Below are 16398 nucleotides of genomic sequence, written 5' to 3' on the forward strand. Positions count from 1 at the left end.
GAAAAATGAGTAGAGGTATTAGATGACAGCAATCAAACCATTGGTAGCAGGTAACTGGAAAATGAATGGCTCAATGGCCGAGAATGATGCACTTTTAGACGCGCTTTTAACCAAAGTGACAGCGGAAAATGTTGAGGTTGTTGTGTTTCCTCCCGCGGTCTATCTTCCCCAAGCGATTGCCAAAACAAAAAATAGTCTCATTAAAGTGGGCGCGCAAGATGTTTCAAGCCAAGAAAAAGGGGCGTATACCGGTGAGGTGTCAGGGGCGATGCTGAAAGATATCGGTTGCGAATACGCCATGATTGGGCACTCTGAGCGTCGTCAATATCACGGTGAAACCGATGCGGATGTGGCTGCAAAGATGGTGAAAGCCCTTGAGCACGGATTAACGCCGATTATCTGTATCGGCGAAACCTTAGATGAGCGCGAATCGGGCAATATGGAAAAAGTGATCGAGCGTCAACTCTCAACGGTGATCGATATTGTCGGGATTGAGAAATTTGAGACAGCCGTGATCGCGTATGAGCCTGTGTGGGCCATTGGTACAGGCAAAACGGCAACCCCTGAACAGGCCGAAGAAGTGCACCAGTTAATCCGCTGTACATTAGAAAAGTATGATGATAAAATAGCCGGCTCAATCAGAATTTTATACGGTGGCAGTGTCAATGCGGGCAATGCCAAACGCCTGTTTGAAGAGAAGAATATAAATGGGGCGCTCGTGGGCGGTGCTTCACTTAAAGCGGACGATTTTAATACCATTATCGCTGCACGCTAAGCTCACTTGAGTTGTTCATTTAATTTATAGTTTTTAGGAAAGTGTGGAATGCTTACTACATTAATCTACGTCGTACACATTGTTTTATGTCTTTGCATTATTGCTCTTGTGATGGTTCAACAAGGGAAAGGCGCGTCTGCAGGGGCGGCTTTTGGTAGTGGTGCATCGGGCACTGTTTTTGGTGCGGCGGGGAAGACAAACTTCTTAGCAAAGCTCACCAAATGGTGTGTTGTATTATTTTTCATCACAAGTCTTGCAATGATGTTTAATTCTGGTAAGATTACCACCACTGGAAGCGTACTAGACGAGAAACAAGTCGAGTCGGTGATTGAAGACACAGATAAGAGTGGCGCAGATCACATTCCAAACTAGTTTTGCCGGCGTGGTGGAATTGGTAGACACGCTACCTTGAGGTGGTAGTGCCTAACAGCATCCCAGTTCAAATCTGGGCGTCGGTACCATACAGAGACCCAAACTGATATAAGTCATCAGTTTGGGTTTTTTTATGCCTCATTGATTGAGGATAGTGCGTACTTAATTAAGAGTCTGGTATAATTGACGCCGTCAATAATTATAGATATTTCAACGAAAATTAATCTTTCTTAGTCGATTCGATGGGTATCAGCCCACAATTCACAGTCGATAGATGAGGCAAATATGGCTACAGATATAAAACGAGAGTATGATTTTAAGTGGGTAGGGCGCGATAAAGCCGGAAAGCGAATAGAAGGAACGCATCGTGCAACCTCTCAAGCGGTTATTAAAACGCTTCTAATCGAGCAGGGCATCCAACCAATCCGTATTACTAAGAGTAAAGGTAAGCGCGGACGTGGCGGTAAAGTTACCAACGAAGATATTATGAACTTCTCGCGCCAGATGACTACCATGATGTCAGCGGGGATTCCGATCTCTGAGGCGCTTGGGATGCAGGCGGCGGGGATGGATAAGCTCAGTATGCGCGAATTGCTCCTTGGGCTTCGCGCCGACGTTGACCGTGGGGATGGGTTATCAGGCGCGCTCAATAAACGCCCAACTATTTTTTCACCCATGTTTCGTGGGCTGGTAGCGGCCGGTGAAGAGTCAGGTACACTCGAAACGGTATTTGAGCAATTAGCAACGTTCTTAGAAAAATCAGAGAGTACGAAAAAAGCGATCAAAAAAGCGATGATCTATCCGATCGCGGTAATTGTCATTGCTCTCAGTATCACGGCGCTTATCTTAGTTAAAGTCGTTCCTGTGTTCCAAGATATGTTCGAACAAGGGGGGCAAGCGCTACCAACGCCAACGCAAGTGGTGATTAATATTTCTGAATTTATTCAATCTGTTGGATTTATCGCGTTTCTCTTTATCGCAGGACTGGCCATTTTTGCCTTTAGACAGATGGTGAGAACCAATGAGGGATTACGCTATAAAGTTCATAAGTTTTTACTGCGTCTCCCGGTAATTGGTAAATTATCAGAGCTTAGTAATAGCTCGATTTTTGCTCGTACCCTTGCAACCATGTATGACTCCGGTACACCGATGATTTCAGCGCTTGGAACCGTTGCCGGTGCAACGCCGAACGAGCTCTTTAAAGAAGCGACATTAAAAATGCGTCAAAACGTTTCGATTGGTCAGGAGCTTAACTTTGCGATGCGTCAATCAGGGCTCTTTCCAGAGCTTGTTGTGCATATGGTCGGGATTGGTGAAAAATCCGGTAACTTATCGGATATGCTCTACCGCGTTGCCGAGACCTATGAAGAGGACGTTGATAACGCCATTGATGGAATGATGTCGCTTATTGAGCCGATTTTGATCGTTGTGCTCGGGGTTCTCGTTGGGGGAATCGTCGTTGCGATGTATCTGCCACTCTTCAGTATGGGAGACATGGTGTAAATAATGAATGATCTGTTATTCATGTTACAAGAAGAACCTGCTATCGCCACGTTTGTGGCGGTAGTTTTTGGTTTATTGGTAGGCAGTTTTTTAAATGTGGTGATCTGTCGTTTGCCGGTGATTATGAAGAGTCAGTGGTACGCCAATATTAAAGAGATTTTAGATGATGCGGTGGTAAATAAAGAGAAGACCGGGATTGAGATGGTTGATAATGGCACCTATCAAGCAACCCCCGATGCGCCACTTGCAGCTAAACCTTATCGTTATCTGGCGTGGCCGCCATCTGCGTGCCCAAATTGCAATTATAAAATTAAGAGTTATGAGAATATTCCTGTCTTAAGTTGGCTTTTTTTACGCGGTAAATGCAAGGGGTGTCATACGCCGATCTCGATCCAATACCCGATTGTGGAAGCGCTTACCGGAATTTTAGTGGGACTCGTGGTGTGGCTCTACGGGGCGAATCTTGAGACAGGGCTCTTTATTGTGCTGTTACTCGGATTAATCACCGCGACTTTTATTGACCTTAAACATTACCTGCTTCCTGATGAAATTATGTTGCCACTTTTGTGGTTAGGATTGGTCGCAAGCTTTGCAGGATGGGTGTCGATGCCCTTTGAGGCGTCGTTTTTAGGCGCGGTCGTTGGCTATCTCTTTTTCTGGATCGTTAACTTTGTTTATAAAACGCTCTTTCGTAAAGAAGGGATGGGGCATGGCGATTTTAAGTTGCTCGCCCTTTTAGGGGCTTGGCTTGGTGTTAATGCGATTTTACCGATTATTCTGATCTCCACCATTGTGGGATCAATTGTCGGAATTTCGTTAATGCTCTTTTTCCGTCACGAGCGCAGTAAGCCAATTCCATTTGGGCCTTATTTAGCGCTTGCCGGGGTGATTTATCTATTGTTTGGTGCCTCGTTTATCCATCAATGGGTGCCGCCGCTTTGGCTCTAATAACGATATGTCACACGATCGTAACGCCTTCTTAGATACTTCAATCTCGCATGCGCCACCAGTGATCTTACTTACAGGCGGTATTGCTACAGGGAAAACCTTTGTCTCTGAGTATTTAGGCTCACTTGGCGCGAATATTGTCGATACCGATCTTCTTGCTCGCGAGGTGGTGTCACCTGGTAGCGAGCGGGGGCGTAAAACCTTAGCGCTGCTTGCGGAAAAGCTCGGGGCAGAGATATTAACGTCCGATGGAAATTTAGATCGGGCCTATCTTAGAAAACGAATTTTTAGTGACGTAAACGCTAAAAAAATATTAGAATCGATACTTCACCCACAAATTTTATCGCTCACCAAAGAGCGTATTGCAGAGCCCGTTTCCACCTATCACTTGATGGTTGTACCGCTTTTGCATAAAGGTTCACCCTATTTAAACCTTGCCGATTTCACCATTGGCGTAGAGGTGTTTGAAGCGGAGCAGAAAAAACGTTTAATGGCGCGCGATGGGATTACTGAGGCGCTTGCCGATGAGATGATGGCATCACAAATCTCGCGGTTAGAACGGCGAAAATTGGTGGATGTTATTATTATTAATCACGATCGAGGAGGCGTTGTGCGAAAATTAGACCAACTACATGCACGCATTATTCACCACACATTAGGGGGCGGACGATGATTTATGAATACCCTTTAAGTGAAGGTGCACGCCGTCTGCTTCGCATTGAAATGCTCGTTGATCAGGCGCGTAACTGCATTGAACTTGATTCCCCTTACGCAACGCTTGCTGCGATTCGTACACTCCTTGATACCGTGGGATTAGTGACTAAAAACGATCTTAAAGTGAGCATTTTGCGGGTGCTCGATGATTTTTCATTCAATGAGAATCTCACCGATGAGGTGAAAGAGCACGCTAAAACGCTTAAAACCGAGCTGACGATGCAGTCGGTGCGCGCCTACGATGAGATCAAAGAAAATGCCTTTTTAAATATTTTACGCCAGCGGATCCATATTCCTGGCGGCACCTGTGGCTTTGATGTCCCCCTTTTACACAATTGGCTCGAAAGACCACATGAAGTGCGTAAAGATCACTTTTATCGTTGGTTTTCAGCACTCGATAAGATGGTGGGAACGATCGAATTTACCCTACAGACCATCCGCAGTTTAAAGCGTGAAGAGCATTGCCAGTTTAAACGTGGATTTTATTACAGCAGCATTAAATGGGATGCGGCGCTGGTGCGCTTAGAGATCGATGATCCCAATATCTATCCTGAATTTAGTGGAAACCGCCATCAGCTGAGTGTGAGGCTATTTCAACAAGAATTTCCTTGGGAGCGCGCGACACAAATCCCCGATGATTGCCAATATGTTGTAGAGATTTGTGGCGAATAAGAGAAAACTTGCCTCAATTGTGATTGAATAACGCTCGAATATTGATGGAAAAAGCGATTAAAAAACTGATCTAGGTCAGTTTTACAGAGTAAACCCCGCTCGAAACAGTGGATTGTTTTTGATAAAAACGGATAATTTTTTAACATTCTCATCGATTAGAGAATTAGGAGAGACTATGAATTTTGAAGGAAAAGTTGCTTTAGTAACTGGGGCAACCCGTGGGATTGGTAAGGCGATTGCCGAGAGTTTAGCTGGCGCTGGCGCGTTTGTGTATGGTACGGCCACCTCTGAAAATGGCGCCAATACCATCTCTGCCTATTTAGGCGATAAAGGCCGTGGTTTAGTGCTCGATGTTACCGATAATGAGAATATTGAAGCGGTATTAAAAACGATCGCCGATGAAAAAGGTGCACCGCTTATTGTGGTCAATAACGCCGGAATCACCAAAGATCAGCTCTTAATGCGCATGAAAGATTCGGACTGGATGGATGTTATCCAAACCAATCTAACGAGCGTCTATACCATCTCAAAAGCAGTGATGCGTCCGATGATGAAAGCACGTTTTGGCCGTATTATTAATATTAGCTCTGTGGTGGGAATTACCGGTAATGCGGGGCAAACCAACTACGCAGCTGCAAAAGCCGGTGTGCTCGGTTTTACTAAATCGATGGCAAAAGAGGTGGGTTCGCGCGGGATTACAGTGAACGCTGTAGCGCCGGGTTTTATCGATACCGATATGACTAAAGATCTACCAGAATCAGTGAAAGAGGCACTGCTAGCGAACATTCCCCTTGCACGCTTAGGAGCCCCTGAAGAGATCGCCAATGCGGTCACTTTCTTAGCCTCTGAAGGTGCGGGATATATCACCGGAGAAACGATCAATGTCAATGGCGGCATGCTGATGGATTGATTAATCGAAATATTCAGATTATAATCATACTTCAAGAAATAAGTTTGGACTTTAATCTGAATATTTCTTAAAATGCATTTTGGCGATTGTGCCTATTGTTAAATTAGTTTAAGGATTTATATAGTTATGAGCGACATCGAAACACGTGTCAAAAAAATTATTATGGAACAACTTGATGCTAAAGAAGAACAAGTTGTAAATACAGCATCTTTTGTTGACGATTTAGGTGCAGATTCACTCGATACTGTTGAATTAGTTATGGCTCTTGAAGAAGAGTTTGAGTGCGATATTCCTGATGAAGAAGCTGAAAAAATTACAACAGTTCAGCAGGCTATTGACTACGTTAACGCAAACTTATAAGAAGCTAGTTTAACGTTGTGATACAAAGAGATTTGTAATCAATAGTCACAATTTAAGAATTTTGGGCGACTGTATTTAGGCTTTGTAGTATATGAAGTCACTAAATCAGTCGCTTTATTTTTATCTACGAGCGCTAAAATATTTTGTAAGGAGTTTTGGATGAAACGCCGTGTTGTAGTAACTGGATTAGGGGCGGTAACGCCCGTTGGAAATAACGTAACCGAATCATGGGCGAATATCGTTGCAGGGAAGAGCGGGGCGAAAACTATCGATCTCTTTGACCCTACAGGATATGCCGTCACGTTTTCGGCACCTGTTAAAGAGTTTGATCCTTCACATTATATTAGTGCTCGTGAAGCACGTCGTATGGATAAGTTCATTCAATACGGATTGGTGGCAGGCCTTGAGGCGCTCGATGACTCAGGACTGGAAGTGACCGATGAAAATGCCACACGTATCGGTGCGATGATCGGTTCGGGCATTGGCGGATTACCAGGGATTGAAGAGAGCCACTCAACGCTTTTAAACAAAGGTCCCGGACGCATCAGCCCATTTTTCGTGCCTGGTGCAATTATCAATATGGTCGCAGGACAGCTCTCCATTATGCGAGGTCTTAAAGGGCCTAACTTAGCGGCGGTCACCGCGTGTGCGTCAGGTACCCATTCAATCGGGCTAGCGGCGCGTTTAATTGCGTATGGTGATGCCGATGTGATGGTGGCAGGTGGCGCTGAAATGGCAACATGCCCAACCGGAATTGGCGGGTTTGCGGCAGTGCGTGCACTCTCTAAACGCAATGATGATCCAGAAGCGGCATCACGTCCGTGGGATCAAGATCGTGATGGATTTGTATTAGGTGATGGTGCGGGCGTTCTGGTACTTGAAGAGTATGAGCATGCCAAAAAACGGGGCGCTAAGATTTATTGCGAGCTCACCGGATTTGGTATGAGTTCCGATGCCTATCACATTACCAGTCCAACGCCAGACGGCAGCGGCGCAATGCAATGTATGGTGGCAGCGCTTAACGATGCGGGCATTGATGCAAGTGAGATTGATTATATCAATGCGCACGGGACGTCAACGCCAGTTGGTGATGTGATGGAGATAGCAGCGGTAAAAGGCGCGCTTGGCGATCATATCTATAAAACCGCGATTAGCTCAACAAAATCGATGACGGGGCATCTTTTAGGTGCGGCCGGTGGGATCGAAGCGGTATTTACCATTCTTGCCATTCGTGATCAGATCGCGCCTCCAACCATTAACTTAGACAATCCAGCTGAAGAGTGTGAAGGAATCAATCTCGTGCCTAATACTGCACAGAAGATGGAGATTAACTACGCACTATCGAACTCATTTGGATTTGGTGGTACCAACGGGTCACTGCTCTTTAAAAAAATTGACGAGTAGAACGCCTTACCTGTAAAAGATATGGTGTGGATGTGTCAAAGGCGCATTCATCCATATCTTTTTTAGTGTATAAGACAAACGGATAAATAAAGGATATAGCGTGTTGCGATTGATTCGACGTTGGATATTTTCCATCATCAAGTATCTCTTTTCACGGGGCCTCTTTTTAGTGGTGGTCTTCGCAATTTTTGGCAGTGTGGTGGGCTTTGCTTATAATCTTGGCAACTTTTTAAAAACGCCTCTTAATATGACCGAAGAGGTTCGTCTTGAGATTCCAAGTGGCACATCGCTCGCCTCACTCACGCAAAAACTCACCAAGCAAGCCGGTTTGCATGATGAACGCTATTTCCAAATCTACAGCCGCCTAACCGGGCAATCCGGTAAATTAAAAGCGGGCGAATATCTCTTAAAACCGGGGATGACGGCGCAAGATATTCTCTCCCTTGTCACAAGCGGGCAATCAATTCAATATAGTTTTACCCTCATTGAAGGGTGGACTTTTAAACAGCTCATTGCCGAGCTTAAAAAAGATCCCGATATCACCTTTACCTTAGAGGGATTATCGCCCGATGAAATTATGACGGCGCTTGGTTTAGATGGTGCGCATTATGAGGGGTATTTCCTCCCGGATACCTATTTTTTCCCGAAAGGGTATGAAGATCGAGCGCTCTTAAAACGCAGTTACACCGCAATGCAACGTGTGGCGGAAGATGCTTGGAGACGTAAAGATGGCGATCTTCCGATTAAATCACTTCACGAACTGTTAACGCTTGCCTCCATTATTGAAAAAGAGACCGGCGTTGCCTTTGAGCGCCCTGAAATTGCCGGTGTCTTTGTCCGTCGCCTCAATCTTAATATGAAGCTTCAAACTGACCCGACGGTTATTTACGGCCTAGGGGATAATTATCGCGGCGATATCTATCTGAGTGATCTAAAACGTGATACCCCGTATAATACCTATACGCGCGCGGGATTACCGCCGGGGCCCATTGCGATGCCAAGCCGTGCGGCGATCTATGCGGCCGCCAATCCTGCAACGGGGAAAAGCCTCTACTTTGTGGCAAAAGGCGATGGATCGGGCGAGCATGTCTTTAGTAATACGCTCGATGAGCATAACCGCGCCGTGCAGGCATATCGCAAAGCGATTAAGAAACAGTAAATGGATAATGATGTAGCAATGACGATAACGATGACGCAGGGAAAATTTATCACTTTTGAAGGCTCAGAAGGAGCGGGGAAAACCACTCAAATGACCAAGCTTGCCTGCTTTTTAGAGGCAAATGGGATCGATGTAGTCATAACCCGTGAACCCGGTGGCACACCGCTTGGGGAAAAAATTCGCGCGCTTTTATTAAATGATGAGATGGACGAGGTAACCGAACTTCTTTTAATGTTTGCCGCACGCCGTGAACATTGGATCACGAAAATAAAACCCGCACTCGATGCCGGAACGTGGGTAATAAGTGATCGGTTTACCGAATCGAGTTTTGCCTATCAAGGCTTTGCGCGAGGTCTCTCACTTGAAATGATTGAAACGCTTGAGCGCGTCACGCTTGAAAAACCGCGCGCGGATCTCACCTTTTGGTTTGATATCCCGGTTGAAGTGGGCTTAAAACGGGCACGTTCCCGCGATGTGACTGATCGATTTGAGCAAGAGAAAATCACCTTTTTTGAAAAGGTCAATGCAGGATTTAAGACGCTCTACGAGAGTGGTAAGCGGCCAATTGTACGGATTGATGCAACGCAAACCATCAGCGAGATTGAAGCGGATATTATACGCGGGATTGATGCACGCTTTCCACGAGCGTTAGGAGTGGCTCATGAGTCGTAAAAAAGAGGGCGCACCGCAAATATTAGCGCTCACCAAGCAATATCCCAATGCCTTTCACAAAGCAACGTGGCTTCATGACTATTATCGTTCTATCCTCTCGCGCTTTGAGATGGGGAGAGCACCCAACGCCATTTTATTAAGCGGTGAAAAAGGGGTAGGGCAACGGGAGCTCGGGCTTGAGCTCGCAAAAGCCTTATTATGCCAAGCGCCAAATCAAGCTGATTTACCGCAAGCCTGTAATGCCTGCCAAAGTTGCGCTTGGTTTAATGCAGAACATCACCCGGATCTTATTTATCTTGGGGGCGGGCGTGAGATTAAAGTGGATGAAATTCGGACGATCCAAAAATTCTCCGTCACTAAAGGGGAATCAGCACGGAAAATTGTTTTTCTAGATGAGGCAGAGCGGATGAATGTGAGCGCTGCCAATAGCCTCCTTAAAATTTTAGAAGAGCCGCCAAGTCATCTTACATTTATTTTAACGGTGGAGCGCCCGCGGGAATTGCCAGCAACCATTTTAAGCCGCTCGCAACACTATCCTATTCTGAGTCCAAGTGAAAACAGCGTGGTTACTTGGTTACAAAATGAATTAACTCTAAATGCCGATACGGCAACGCTCCTCTATAAGCTCTGTTTTAATTCCCCTTTCGGCGCGCTTGCGCGATACGACGTTAATTTTTTTAGTGGTGTCGAGGAGATGGCAACAAAACTGCTCAATTTTCTCGCGGTGCCAAGTCACGCCGTTAAAGAGCTTGAGATGCTCGTTAAAGATGAGGTTAAAGCAACGCTCCTCTTTGAGCTCCTCTTTCTTGCCCTTCGTGATGCGCTCTATAAAATGCCCACACTCCCAGCATTGGAGGGAATGGTGCGCTACTTTTCCCGTATTCCCGCGAAAAATTGCCTTACCCGTTATGAAAGACTCGTTAATATCTACGCAGATCGCCATAAACAGACCCGTTTAGATTACGCTTTAGAAGCTTGGTTTTTAAGTCGTTAGAAATTTCTCGATTATTTCTATACCCATCAGAGACACATATAGAGCGTTATAAAGCTGGCACTTTAAGTCACTTTTGGGAACAAAATTAAAAACTTGATTCGGGTCAAGTCTAAAATTGCCTGGTATGACAAATATTGGCACCTTTTTGTGGCCAATATGGCATTTCCCCGATTTAATTAAGGTTGAATTTGGCTTTTCAGCATCTTTACAAAAATATTTTTTGATTGTTATCCTTTATAAAAACAGATGTGTAACCATAAAAATCAATCATCTAAATTAACATCGCTTTACATTCTTAACAAAAAATAAGAGAATATCTTCCGTTGGCACGAAGCTTGCATCTAATAGAGGCAAGACATTCGTCAAACGCAGTTATTAAACTGTGATTCATTCCATAGAAAAAAGGTAGTAAAGATGAAAAATTTACAAAAAGGTTTTACATTAATCGAGTTAATGATCGTTGTTGCGATCATCGGTATTCTTGCAATGTTCGCACTTCCTGCGTACCAAGACTACACTAAACGTACTCACGTTGCAGAAGGTCTCTCTTTAGCAGCATCTGCAAAATCTGCAGTAACAGAGTATTATGCATCGAATGGTGTTTGGGTTAAAGCAGTTGATGGTGGTGAAGAAGATTTAAATAAAGTTGCAGGATTAGAGTCTGCCACATCTATTAAAGGAAATGCTGTAGATTCAGTGGCTATTGGTGGTACTGATACTGTAACTGGTGGGGAAGGTAACACGATTACGATCACTTATAATGAAAAAGTAGGAAAGGTAGATGGAGGTAAAGATTCTGATAACAAACCTCTTACTGTTGGTGCAACTGTTATCTTAAAGGCAAAAGATGCAGGTGGTTCTGTGATTTGGGCTTGTGACAAAGGTACTGCTGGTGGTACTGTAGATGCTAAATATCGCCCAGCGAACTGTCGTACAGCACCAGCTAATTGGGCTGATAAGCCATAGGAAGTTTGTATTCTTATTAAAATAAAGAATATATTTGATTGTAGATAAATTAAAGAGCTCGAATTTCGGGCTCTTTTTTTGTAATGAGGAATTATCACTTATGCAAAAAACTAAAACAAAAGGCTTTACCTTAATTGAGCTAATGATTGTAGTGGCGATCATCGGTATTTTAGCGATGTTTGCGCTCCCTGCGTACCAAGATTATGCACGCCGTGCGCATGTGTCGGAGGGGTTGACGCTGGCATCGACTGCGAAAATGGCGGTGGTTTATCATTATATTACTAATGATGGTAAGTGGCTCATGAAGAGTGATTTATCCGCTGGGCAAACGTCCCTCAATGAAATCGTGGGGCTTGCAAAACCTACTGAGATTACAGGCGGCGCGGTGAATTCTGTGGAAATTTTAGAGGCGGAAAAAGCGCAAGGCATCTCTGGTAACAAAGTAGTGGTACGCTTTAATCAAAAAGTGACGAAAACGCCCAATGCATTTGTCACGATGCAAGCGTGGGATAATGGAACGACGATGCAGTGGTCGTGCGGGAGTGAGGATCAAGATGCGATTCCTAATAAATATCTTCCGGTCGTATGTCGTGATTTAACTAATCCTGCTACGCGCTCTTAGATAATAATTATATAATAAGATTATTAGTTTATTGGTTTGTTAGATTGTTTTGATTGTTATTAATAATATTATCGTGAAGCATCGTTAATTATTAACGTTTCTTTATCTGTAAGTTATTGAAAATATTAATGGTGGTTTGCGAACTCAGCTAGGTGAATGATTGATTCTTGGCATGATTTTCTCTTTAATAGTTAATGTCGATTCTATATTTATTGTCGATAAAAATTATAACTAGTTAATTGGAGTAATTTATGAGAAGTAATCTACAAAAAGGGTTTACCTTAATTGAGTTAATGATCGTTGTGGCGATTATTGGTATTTTGGCAATGTTCGCACTGCCTGCGTACCAAGATTATACAAAACGGACGCACGTTGCCGAAGGGATTCAATTAGCCGCATCTGCTAAATCAGCGGTCACGGAATATTTTGCTTCCAATGGTAAGTGGCCAGCTAAGAAACAAGGAGACACTACTACGAATAAACAGGCTGGAATTGCTGAGCCTAGTGATATCACAGGGAATGCGGTTAAAAGCATTACCGTGTTAGATGCTCCAACTGATTCAGCCGGTCAAGTAGGAACGATTACAACACCTATCCAAGGTAATGATATTGAGATCAAATACAATACTAAGGTTGAGGATAATGCAATTGTAGTGCTTAGAGCATGGGATACCGGCGGTGCAGTACGCTGGTCATGTGATGGTAAAGAAACTGAGACAACTAGCGGTAGTACAACGACTAAGCAGAAATTGCAGACTAAACATCTTCCTTCAAGTTGCCGTGATTTAACAGCACCTACTGCAAGCTAAGCACGAACGACTCTTTTTCTATGGAATGAATTATAAAGCTCACCTTAGGGTGAGTTTTTTATTGTCCACAGTTTTTAGCTTTCCTAGAGTCTCCCACTTTTTACCGCATCGAAGCTTCCTCTTTTTTGTCAGTTTACACTTCTTGAAATTAGCCAGTAAAATTAACGACTAAGATCAATAAATAGTGATATAAATCTTGCCTGTTTACAGATCTATAGATTCGTTCACCACTTTTTCCCCGCGATTTTCCACTTTTATCCCTTATTTAAATTATGCCAAACTCTCGATATTGACGATTGTAGAGGCGATTTTTGGCGGATGGGTTTTATGTCGGGGAGATGAAAGGGAAGAAAGTGGTTTTTTATTAAACGCCTTGGTGGTAAAAAATGGTAAAAAGTGGTATATATAGTTACTCAATCATATTGATAACTGTTTTCCTCCCTAATTGAAGGCTTGCCCGTGAGTAATGATTCCTTTAAACATAAAAGTGTCTTAGCTGACGAAAGTTTAGCGGGGCTTGATATCAAACCAGATGGCATCTATGTCGATGCAACATTTGGTCGAGGAGGGCACTCACGTCTGATTTTAAATGAGTTAAAGGGGGCGGGGCGACTCATTTCGATTGACCGAGATGAAGCGGCGGAAGCCCATGCCAAACTCCATTTTGCTGATGATGACAATTTTACCTTTTGTCGGGGCAATATGAGTGGCATTGAAGCGCATTTAAAATCGATTGGCATTGAAAAAGTCGACGGCGTACTGATGGATATCGGGGTGTCGTCGCCACAGCTTGATGATGCGAGCCGTGGATTTAGCTTTATGCGAAATGGGCCGCTCGATATGCGGATGAATCAGGCGGAAGGAATGACCGCCGTCGAGTGGGTGATGACAACGCCGCTTGAGACGATGATTCAAGTATTTCGCGATTATGGGGAAGAACGGTTAGCCGCAAGGATTGCACGTGAAATTGTCAAGGAGCGAGAAGAGCGAGAGATTTCCACCACATTTGATCTGGTTGAAATCATCACCCGAGTGAATCCGCTAAGGCAAGGGCGTAAGCAGAAACATCCCGCAACGCGCGTCTTTCAAGCGATTCGGATTGCGATAAATAGTGAGCTCGATGAGCTTCGTTTAGCGTTATCAGGGGCGGTGAATTCCTTAGCCGTTGGTGGGCGTTTAGTGGTGATCTCGTTTCACTCGTTAGAAGACCGAATTGTGAAGAATTTTATGCGCGATCGCTCGGAGGTGAAGGATCTATTTCCCGACCTTCCTATCTTAATTACCGATTCGAATCCGGATCTGAAATTAATTGGCAGAGCGATTAAAGCGAGTGATGAAGAGTGCGAGCGGAATATCCGTGCGCGAAGTGCAGTTTTGAGAATAGCAGAGAAAATAAAATGATTACGGCAAGATTTACAATGATACTTGGGGTTATGGTGATGGCTCTTGGCATGTACAGTGTTGCGAATACGCAGCAGTCTCAGGAGCTTGTGCGCGAGATTGAGAGCGTCGCAAAAGAGAATCATCGATTAACGGAAGATTATAAAAAGCTCAAACTTGAAGAGAGCACGCTCATTACCGAGGCGCTTTTAGATGAGAGCAGTCGCGAACAGCTTGGCATGGTCGTTCCGGAGTCAAGCGCGATTGTATATGTGATCGAAGCACCGGCGATGGGCAATGTTGCAGCGCGTAACGCTCAAGAGGCAGAGCAATATTCGATGAGAAATTAATGGTATGAAGGCAGCTTCAAAGCGAACAGGAACCCCTAAAAAAAAGGGTGATAAACCGGCGCTACTTCAACGTATTGGGCAATTTAATTTACCCAACTGGCGCAGACAACTGGTGTTGTTTGCGCTTTTTGTTGTGGCGGGAATTTTATTAACCGGCTCTTTTTATCGTCAAGTGACGCAAGCGGATAAGCTGATCGCTGAGGGCAATAAACGCTACCGTAAAATTGAGAATACTAACGCGGTGCGCGGTTCCATTTATGATCGCAATGGTAACAGTATCGCGGTATCGGTCGATGTGGAATCGATCGCAATTAACCCTAAACAGCTCATTCATAATCCCTATAAGATTGCGCTGCTTGCGCATGTTTTAGAGCGTGATCCCAATGAGTTTTATCAGGCGGTGCAAAAACGTCAAAACACTCACTTTCTTTGGATTGCGCGCCACATCTCTCCAAAAATGGCCCATCTCGTCCGTCAAATTGAGGGCGATGGTATTTCGCTAATTAAAGAGTATAAACGCTATTATCCCGATGCGGAGATCACCTCGCACCTGCTTGGATTTACCAATATTGATGATGAGGGAATCGAAGGGGTGGAGCTCTCGTATGATGAGTGGTTAAGTGGAACGAATGGGAAATATCGCCTGACGCGCGATGGTCGCGGGCGACTGTTAGATCGTGAGGTATTAACGGCGGAAGAGCCTGGGCGCGATCTCACCTTAACGATCGATCGTCAAATTCAGATTGTTGCTTATCGAGCACTTAAAGCGGCAGTGATTAAACATAAAGCCAAAGGCGGAACGGTGGTGGTCGCCAATGCTAAAACCGGTGAAATTCTCGCAATGGTGAATCAGCCAGCGGGAAATCCGAATCGTGCCAAAGATCGCGCTACGCCCGGGTTACTGCGAAATCGTGCGATTACCGATGTCTTTGAACCGGGGTCAACCATGAAGCCATTTGTGGTGGCAACGGGATTAGAAACGGGAAAATGGCGCCCTGATACCACCATTAAAATTGGCAGTTATTTCCGCGTTGGCCGGCATGTAGTACGCGATGTTGGGTATGCCAAAGAGCTTGATGTGGCCAGCGTTTTGATTAAATCGAGTAACATTGGCGTGGCGAAAATTGCGCTCTCGATGGATCCTGATATTTTATGGCGTAAATATAAAATGCTCGGCATTGCGGAAAAGAGCCATCTTGGCCTTGTTGGAGAGGTGCCGGGAACGGTGACCGATCTTTCGGCATGGAAGCGCAATGAATTTGAATATGCGACAAAATCGTTTGGATACGGTTTGAGCGTCAACACGCTGAAACTTGCGCAGATGTATACGGTTTTTGCCAATAAAGGCGTTTATAAACCGCTTCGCATCGTGCGCAGTAATTATCAATTGCCGGAAACTCGGGTTTTCTCGCCAGAGAGTGCGGAGACGGTGCTCTATCTGCTTGAAGATGTACTTAATAAAAGTAAGGGCGGCAGCGGTTGGCGTGGGCAGGTGGATAAATTCCGCGTCGCTGGAAAGTCCGGAACGGTACGAAAATTGGAAAATGGGCGCTATAGTGATAATAAGCATCGCAGCTTTTTTGTCGGCATTGCGCCGGTGACGGACCCTGAGTTTATTATCGCTGTGATGATTGATGAGCCTACTGAAGGCGGGTATTATGGAGGGCTTGTGGCCGCTCCGATATTCTCTGAAGTGATGGGAAATACGTTACGAATTATGGGGATAAGGCCTGATGGAATGATGAGGATGCCGAAACTGCAACTCATCTCACAATAACAACAAAAGGA

At 44.7% G+C, this 16398-nt stretch carries 18 protein-coding genes and 1 tRNA gene; all 19 read left to right on the plus strand.

All coding sequences use genetic code 11. From position 1 onward, the window contains the following. The first annotated feature begins 22 nt into the window (after positions 1–22). The 19 genes from tpiA to OXI21_RS05690 all read left to right on the plus strand — a co-directional run bounded on the left by tpiA (position 23) and on the right by OXI21_RS05690 (position 16387). Positions 23–775: a triose-phosphate isomerase gene (tpiA, locus tag OXI21_RS05600; RefSeq protein WP_279618577.1), complete on the plus strand. Its 753-nt coding sequence runs from the start codon at positions 23–25 to the stop codon at positions 773–775. Between the two features lie 48 nt (positions 776–823). Then, complete coding sequence (secG, locus tag OXI21_RS05605) at positions 824–1147, plus strand: preprotein translocase subunit SecG (protein ID WP_279618578.1); 324 nt, start codon at positions 824–826, stop codon at positions 1145–1147. A 4-nt stretch (positions 1148–1151) separates the two neighbouring features. Then, a tRNA-Leu gene (locus OXI21_RS05610) sits at positions 1152–1236 on the plus strand. Positions 1237–1432: 196 nt separating this feature from the next. Then, positions 1433–2650: a type II secretion system F family protein gene (locus tag OXI21_RS05615; protein WP_279618579.1), complete on the plus strand. Its 1218-nt coding sequence runs from the start codon at positions 1433–1435 to the stop codon at positions 2648–2650. Between the two features lie 3 nt (positions 2651–2653). Then, entirely contained in the window at positions 2654–3598 is a 945-nt protein-coding gene (locus OXI21_RS05620; RefSeq protein WP_279618580.1) for a prepilin peptidase, read from the plus strand. A gap of 7 nt (positions 3599–3605) precedes the next feature. Continuing rightward, positions 3606–4271 (plus strand): dephospho-CoA kinase, encoded by a 666-nt coding sequence (gene coaE, locus OXI21_RS05625; RefSeq protein WP_279618581.1) that lies wholly within the window; start codon positions 3606–3608, stop codon positions 4269–4271. Continuing rightward, a complete protein-coding gene (gene zapD / locus OXI21_RS05630; RefSeq protein ID WP_279618582.1) occupies positions 4268–4984 on the plus strand; it encodes a cell division protein ZapD in 717 nt (238 codons plus the stop codon). The genes coaE and zapD overlap by 4 nt, the downstream gene beginning before the upstream one ends. 175 nt (positions 4985–5159) lie before the next feature. After that, a complete protein-coding gene (gene fabG, locus OXI21_RS05635; protein ID WP_279618583.1) occupies positions 5160–5894 on the plus strand; it encodes a 3-oxoacyl-ACP reductase FabG in 735 nt (244 codons plus the stop codon). Between the two features lie 126 nt (positions 5895–6020). Further along, on the plus strand, positions 6021–6254 hold the full coding sequence (acpP, locus tag OXI21_RS05640; protein WP_279618584.1) for an acyl carrier protein: 234 nt from the start codon (positions 6021–6023) through the stop codon (positions 6252–6254). Between the two features lie 159 nt (positions 6255–6413). Next, complete coding sequence (fabF, locus tag OXI21_RS05645) at positions 6414–7658, plus strand: beta-ketoacyl-ACP synthase II (protein ID WP_279618585.1); 1245 nt, start codon at positions 6414–6416, stop codon at positions 7656–7658. 100 nt (positions 7659–7758) lie between these two features. Beyond that, positions 7759–8817 (plus strand): endolytic transglycosylase MltG, encoded by a 1059-nt coding sequence (gene mltG, locus OXI21_RS05650; RefSeq protein ID WP_279618586.1) that lies wholly within the window; start codon positions 7759–7761, stop codon positions 8815–8817. Then, on the plus strand, positions 8818–9489 hold the full coding sequence (tmk, locus tag OXI21_RS05655; protein ID WP_279618587.1) for a dTMP kinase: 672 nt from the start codon (positions 8818–8820) through the stop codon (positions 9487–9489). Further along, on the plus strand, positions 9479–10483 hold the full coding sequence (locus OXI21_RS05660) for an AAA family ATPase (protein WP_279618588.1): 1005 nt from the start codon (positions 9479–9481) through the stop codon (positions 10481–10483). Before tmk ends, OXI21_RS05660 begins: the two co-directional genes overlap by 11 nt. Positions 10484–10897: 414 nt before the next feature. After that, positions 10898–11449: a pilin gene (locus OXI21_RS05665; protein ID WP_279618589.1), complete on the plus strand. Its 552-nt coding sequence runs from the start codon at positions 10898–10900 to the stop codon at positions 11447–11449. 100 nt (positions 11450–11549) lie between these two features. Continuing rightward, positions 11550–12071 (plus strand): pilin, encoded by a 522-nt coding sequence (locus tag OXI21_RS05670; RefSeq protein WP_279618590.1) that lies wholly within the window; start codon positions 11550–11552, stop codon positions 12069–12071. 251 nt (positions 12072–12322) lie between these two features. Then, entirely contained in the window at positions 12323–12880 is a 558-nt protein-coding gene (locus OXI21_RS05675; RefSeq protein WP_279618591.1) for a pilin, read from the plus strand. A gap of 459 nt (positions 12881–13339) precedes the next feature. Next, positions 13340–14281, plus strand: coding sequence for a 16S rRNA (cytosine(1402)-N(4))-methyltransferase RsmH (rsmH, locus tag OXI21_RS05680; RefSeq protein WP_279618592.1), 942 nt, complete (start codon positions 13340–13342; stop codon positions 14279–14281). 17 nt (positions 14282–14298) lie between these two features. Continuing rightward, positions 14299–14610, plus strand: a complete 312-nt coding sequence (locus tag OXI21_RS05685; RefSeq protein ID WP_279618593.1) for a cell division protein FtsL — start codon at positions 14299–14301, stop codon at positions 14608–14610. A 4-nt stretch (positions 14611–14614) separates the two neighbouring features. Next, on the plus strand, positions 14615–16387 hold the full coding sequence (locus OXI21_RS05690) for a penicillin-binding protein 2 (protein ID WP_279618594.1): 1773 nt from the start codon (positions 14615–14617) through the stop codon (positions 16385–16387). The last annotated feature ends 11 nt before the right edge of the window (positions 16388–16398 follow it).

Source organism: Ignatzschineria sp. RMDPL8A (assembly GCF_029815055.1).
GTDB lineage: Bacteria > Pseudomonadota > Gammaproteobacteria > Cardiobacteriales > Wohlfahrtiimonadaceae > CALZBJ01.

What these genes read in the sequence shown, in the direction of transcription:
- tmk (WP_279618587.1), top strand. Translation starts at nt 8,818, where the DNA reads ATGGATAATGATGTAGCAATGACGATAACGATGACGCAGGGAAAATTT.
- OXI21_RS05660 (WP_279618588.1), top strand. Translation starts at nt 9,479, where the DNA reads ATGAGTCGTAAAAAAGAGGGCGCACCGCAAATATTAGCGCTCACCAAG.
- tpiA (WP_279618577.1), top strand. Translation starts at nt 23, where the DNA reads ATGACAGCAATCAAACCATTGGTAGCAGGTAACTGGAAAATGAATGGC.
- OXI21_RS05690 (WP_279618594.1), top strand. Translation starts at nt 14,615, where the DNA reads ATGAAGGCAGCTTCAAAGCGAACAGGAACCCCTAAAAAAAAGGGTGAT.
- fabG (WP_279618583.1), top strand. Translation starts at nt 5,160, where the DNA reads ATGAATTTTGAAGGAAAAGTTGCTTTAGTAACTGGGGCAACCCGTGGG.
- OXI21_RS05620 (WP_279618580.1), top strand. Translation starts at nt 2,654, where the DNA reads ATGAATGATCTGTTATTCATGTTACAAGAAGAACCTGCTATCGCCACG.
- OXI21_RS05685 (WP_279618593.1), top strand. Translation starts at nt 14,299, where the DNA reads ATGATACTTGGGGTTATGGTGATGGCTCTTGGCATGTACAGTGTTGCG.
- OXI21_RS05675 (WP_279618591.1), top strand. Translation starts at nt 12,323, where the DNA reads ATGAGAAGTAATCTACAAAAAGGGTTTACCTTAATTGAGTTAATGATC.
- acpP (WP_279618584.1), top strand. Translation starts at nt 6,021, where the DNA reads ATGAGCGACATCGAAACACGTGTCAAAAAAATTATTATGGAACAACTT.
- OXI21_RS05665 (WP_279618589.1), top strand. Translation starts at nt 10,898, where the DNA reads ATGAAAAATTTACAAAAAGGTTTTACATTAATCGAGTTAATGATCGTT.
- coaE (WP_279618581.1), top strand. Translation starts at nt 3,606, where the DNA reads ATGTCACACGATCGTAACGCCTTCTTAGATACTTCAATCTCGCATGCG.
- OXI21_RS05670 (WP_279618590.1), top strand. Translation starts at nt 11,550, where the DNA reads ATGCAAAAAACTAAAACAAAAGGCTTTACCTTAATTGAGCTAATGATT.
- secG (WP_279618578.1), top strand. Translation starts at nt 824, where the DNA reads ATGCTTACTACATTAATCTACGTCGTACACATTGTTTTATGTCTTTGC.
- fabF (WP_279618585.1), top strand. Translation starts at nt 6,414, where the DNA reads ATGAAACGCCGTGTTGTAGTAACTGGATTAGGGGCGGTAACGCCCGTT.
- OXI21_RS05615 (WP_279618579.1), top strand. Translation starts at nt 1,433, where the DNA reads ATGGCTACAGATATAAAACGAGAGTATGATTTTAAGTGGGTAGGGCGC.
- zapD (WP_279618582.1), top strand. Translation starts at nt 4,268, where the DNA reads ATGATTTATGAATACCCTTTAAGTGAAGGTGCACGCCGTCTGCTTCGC.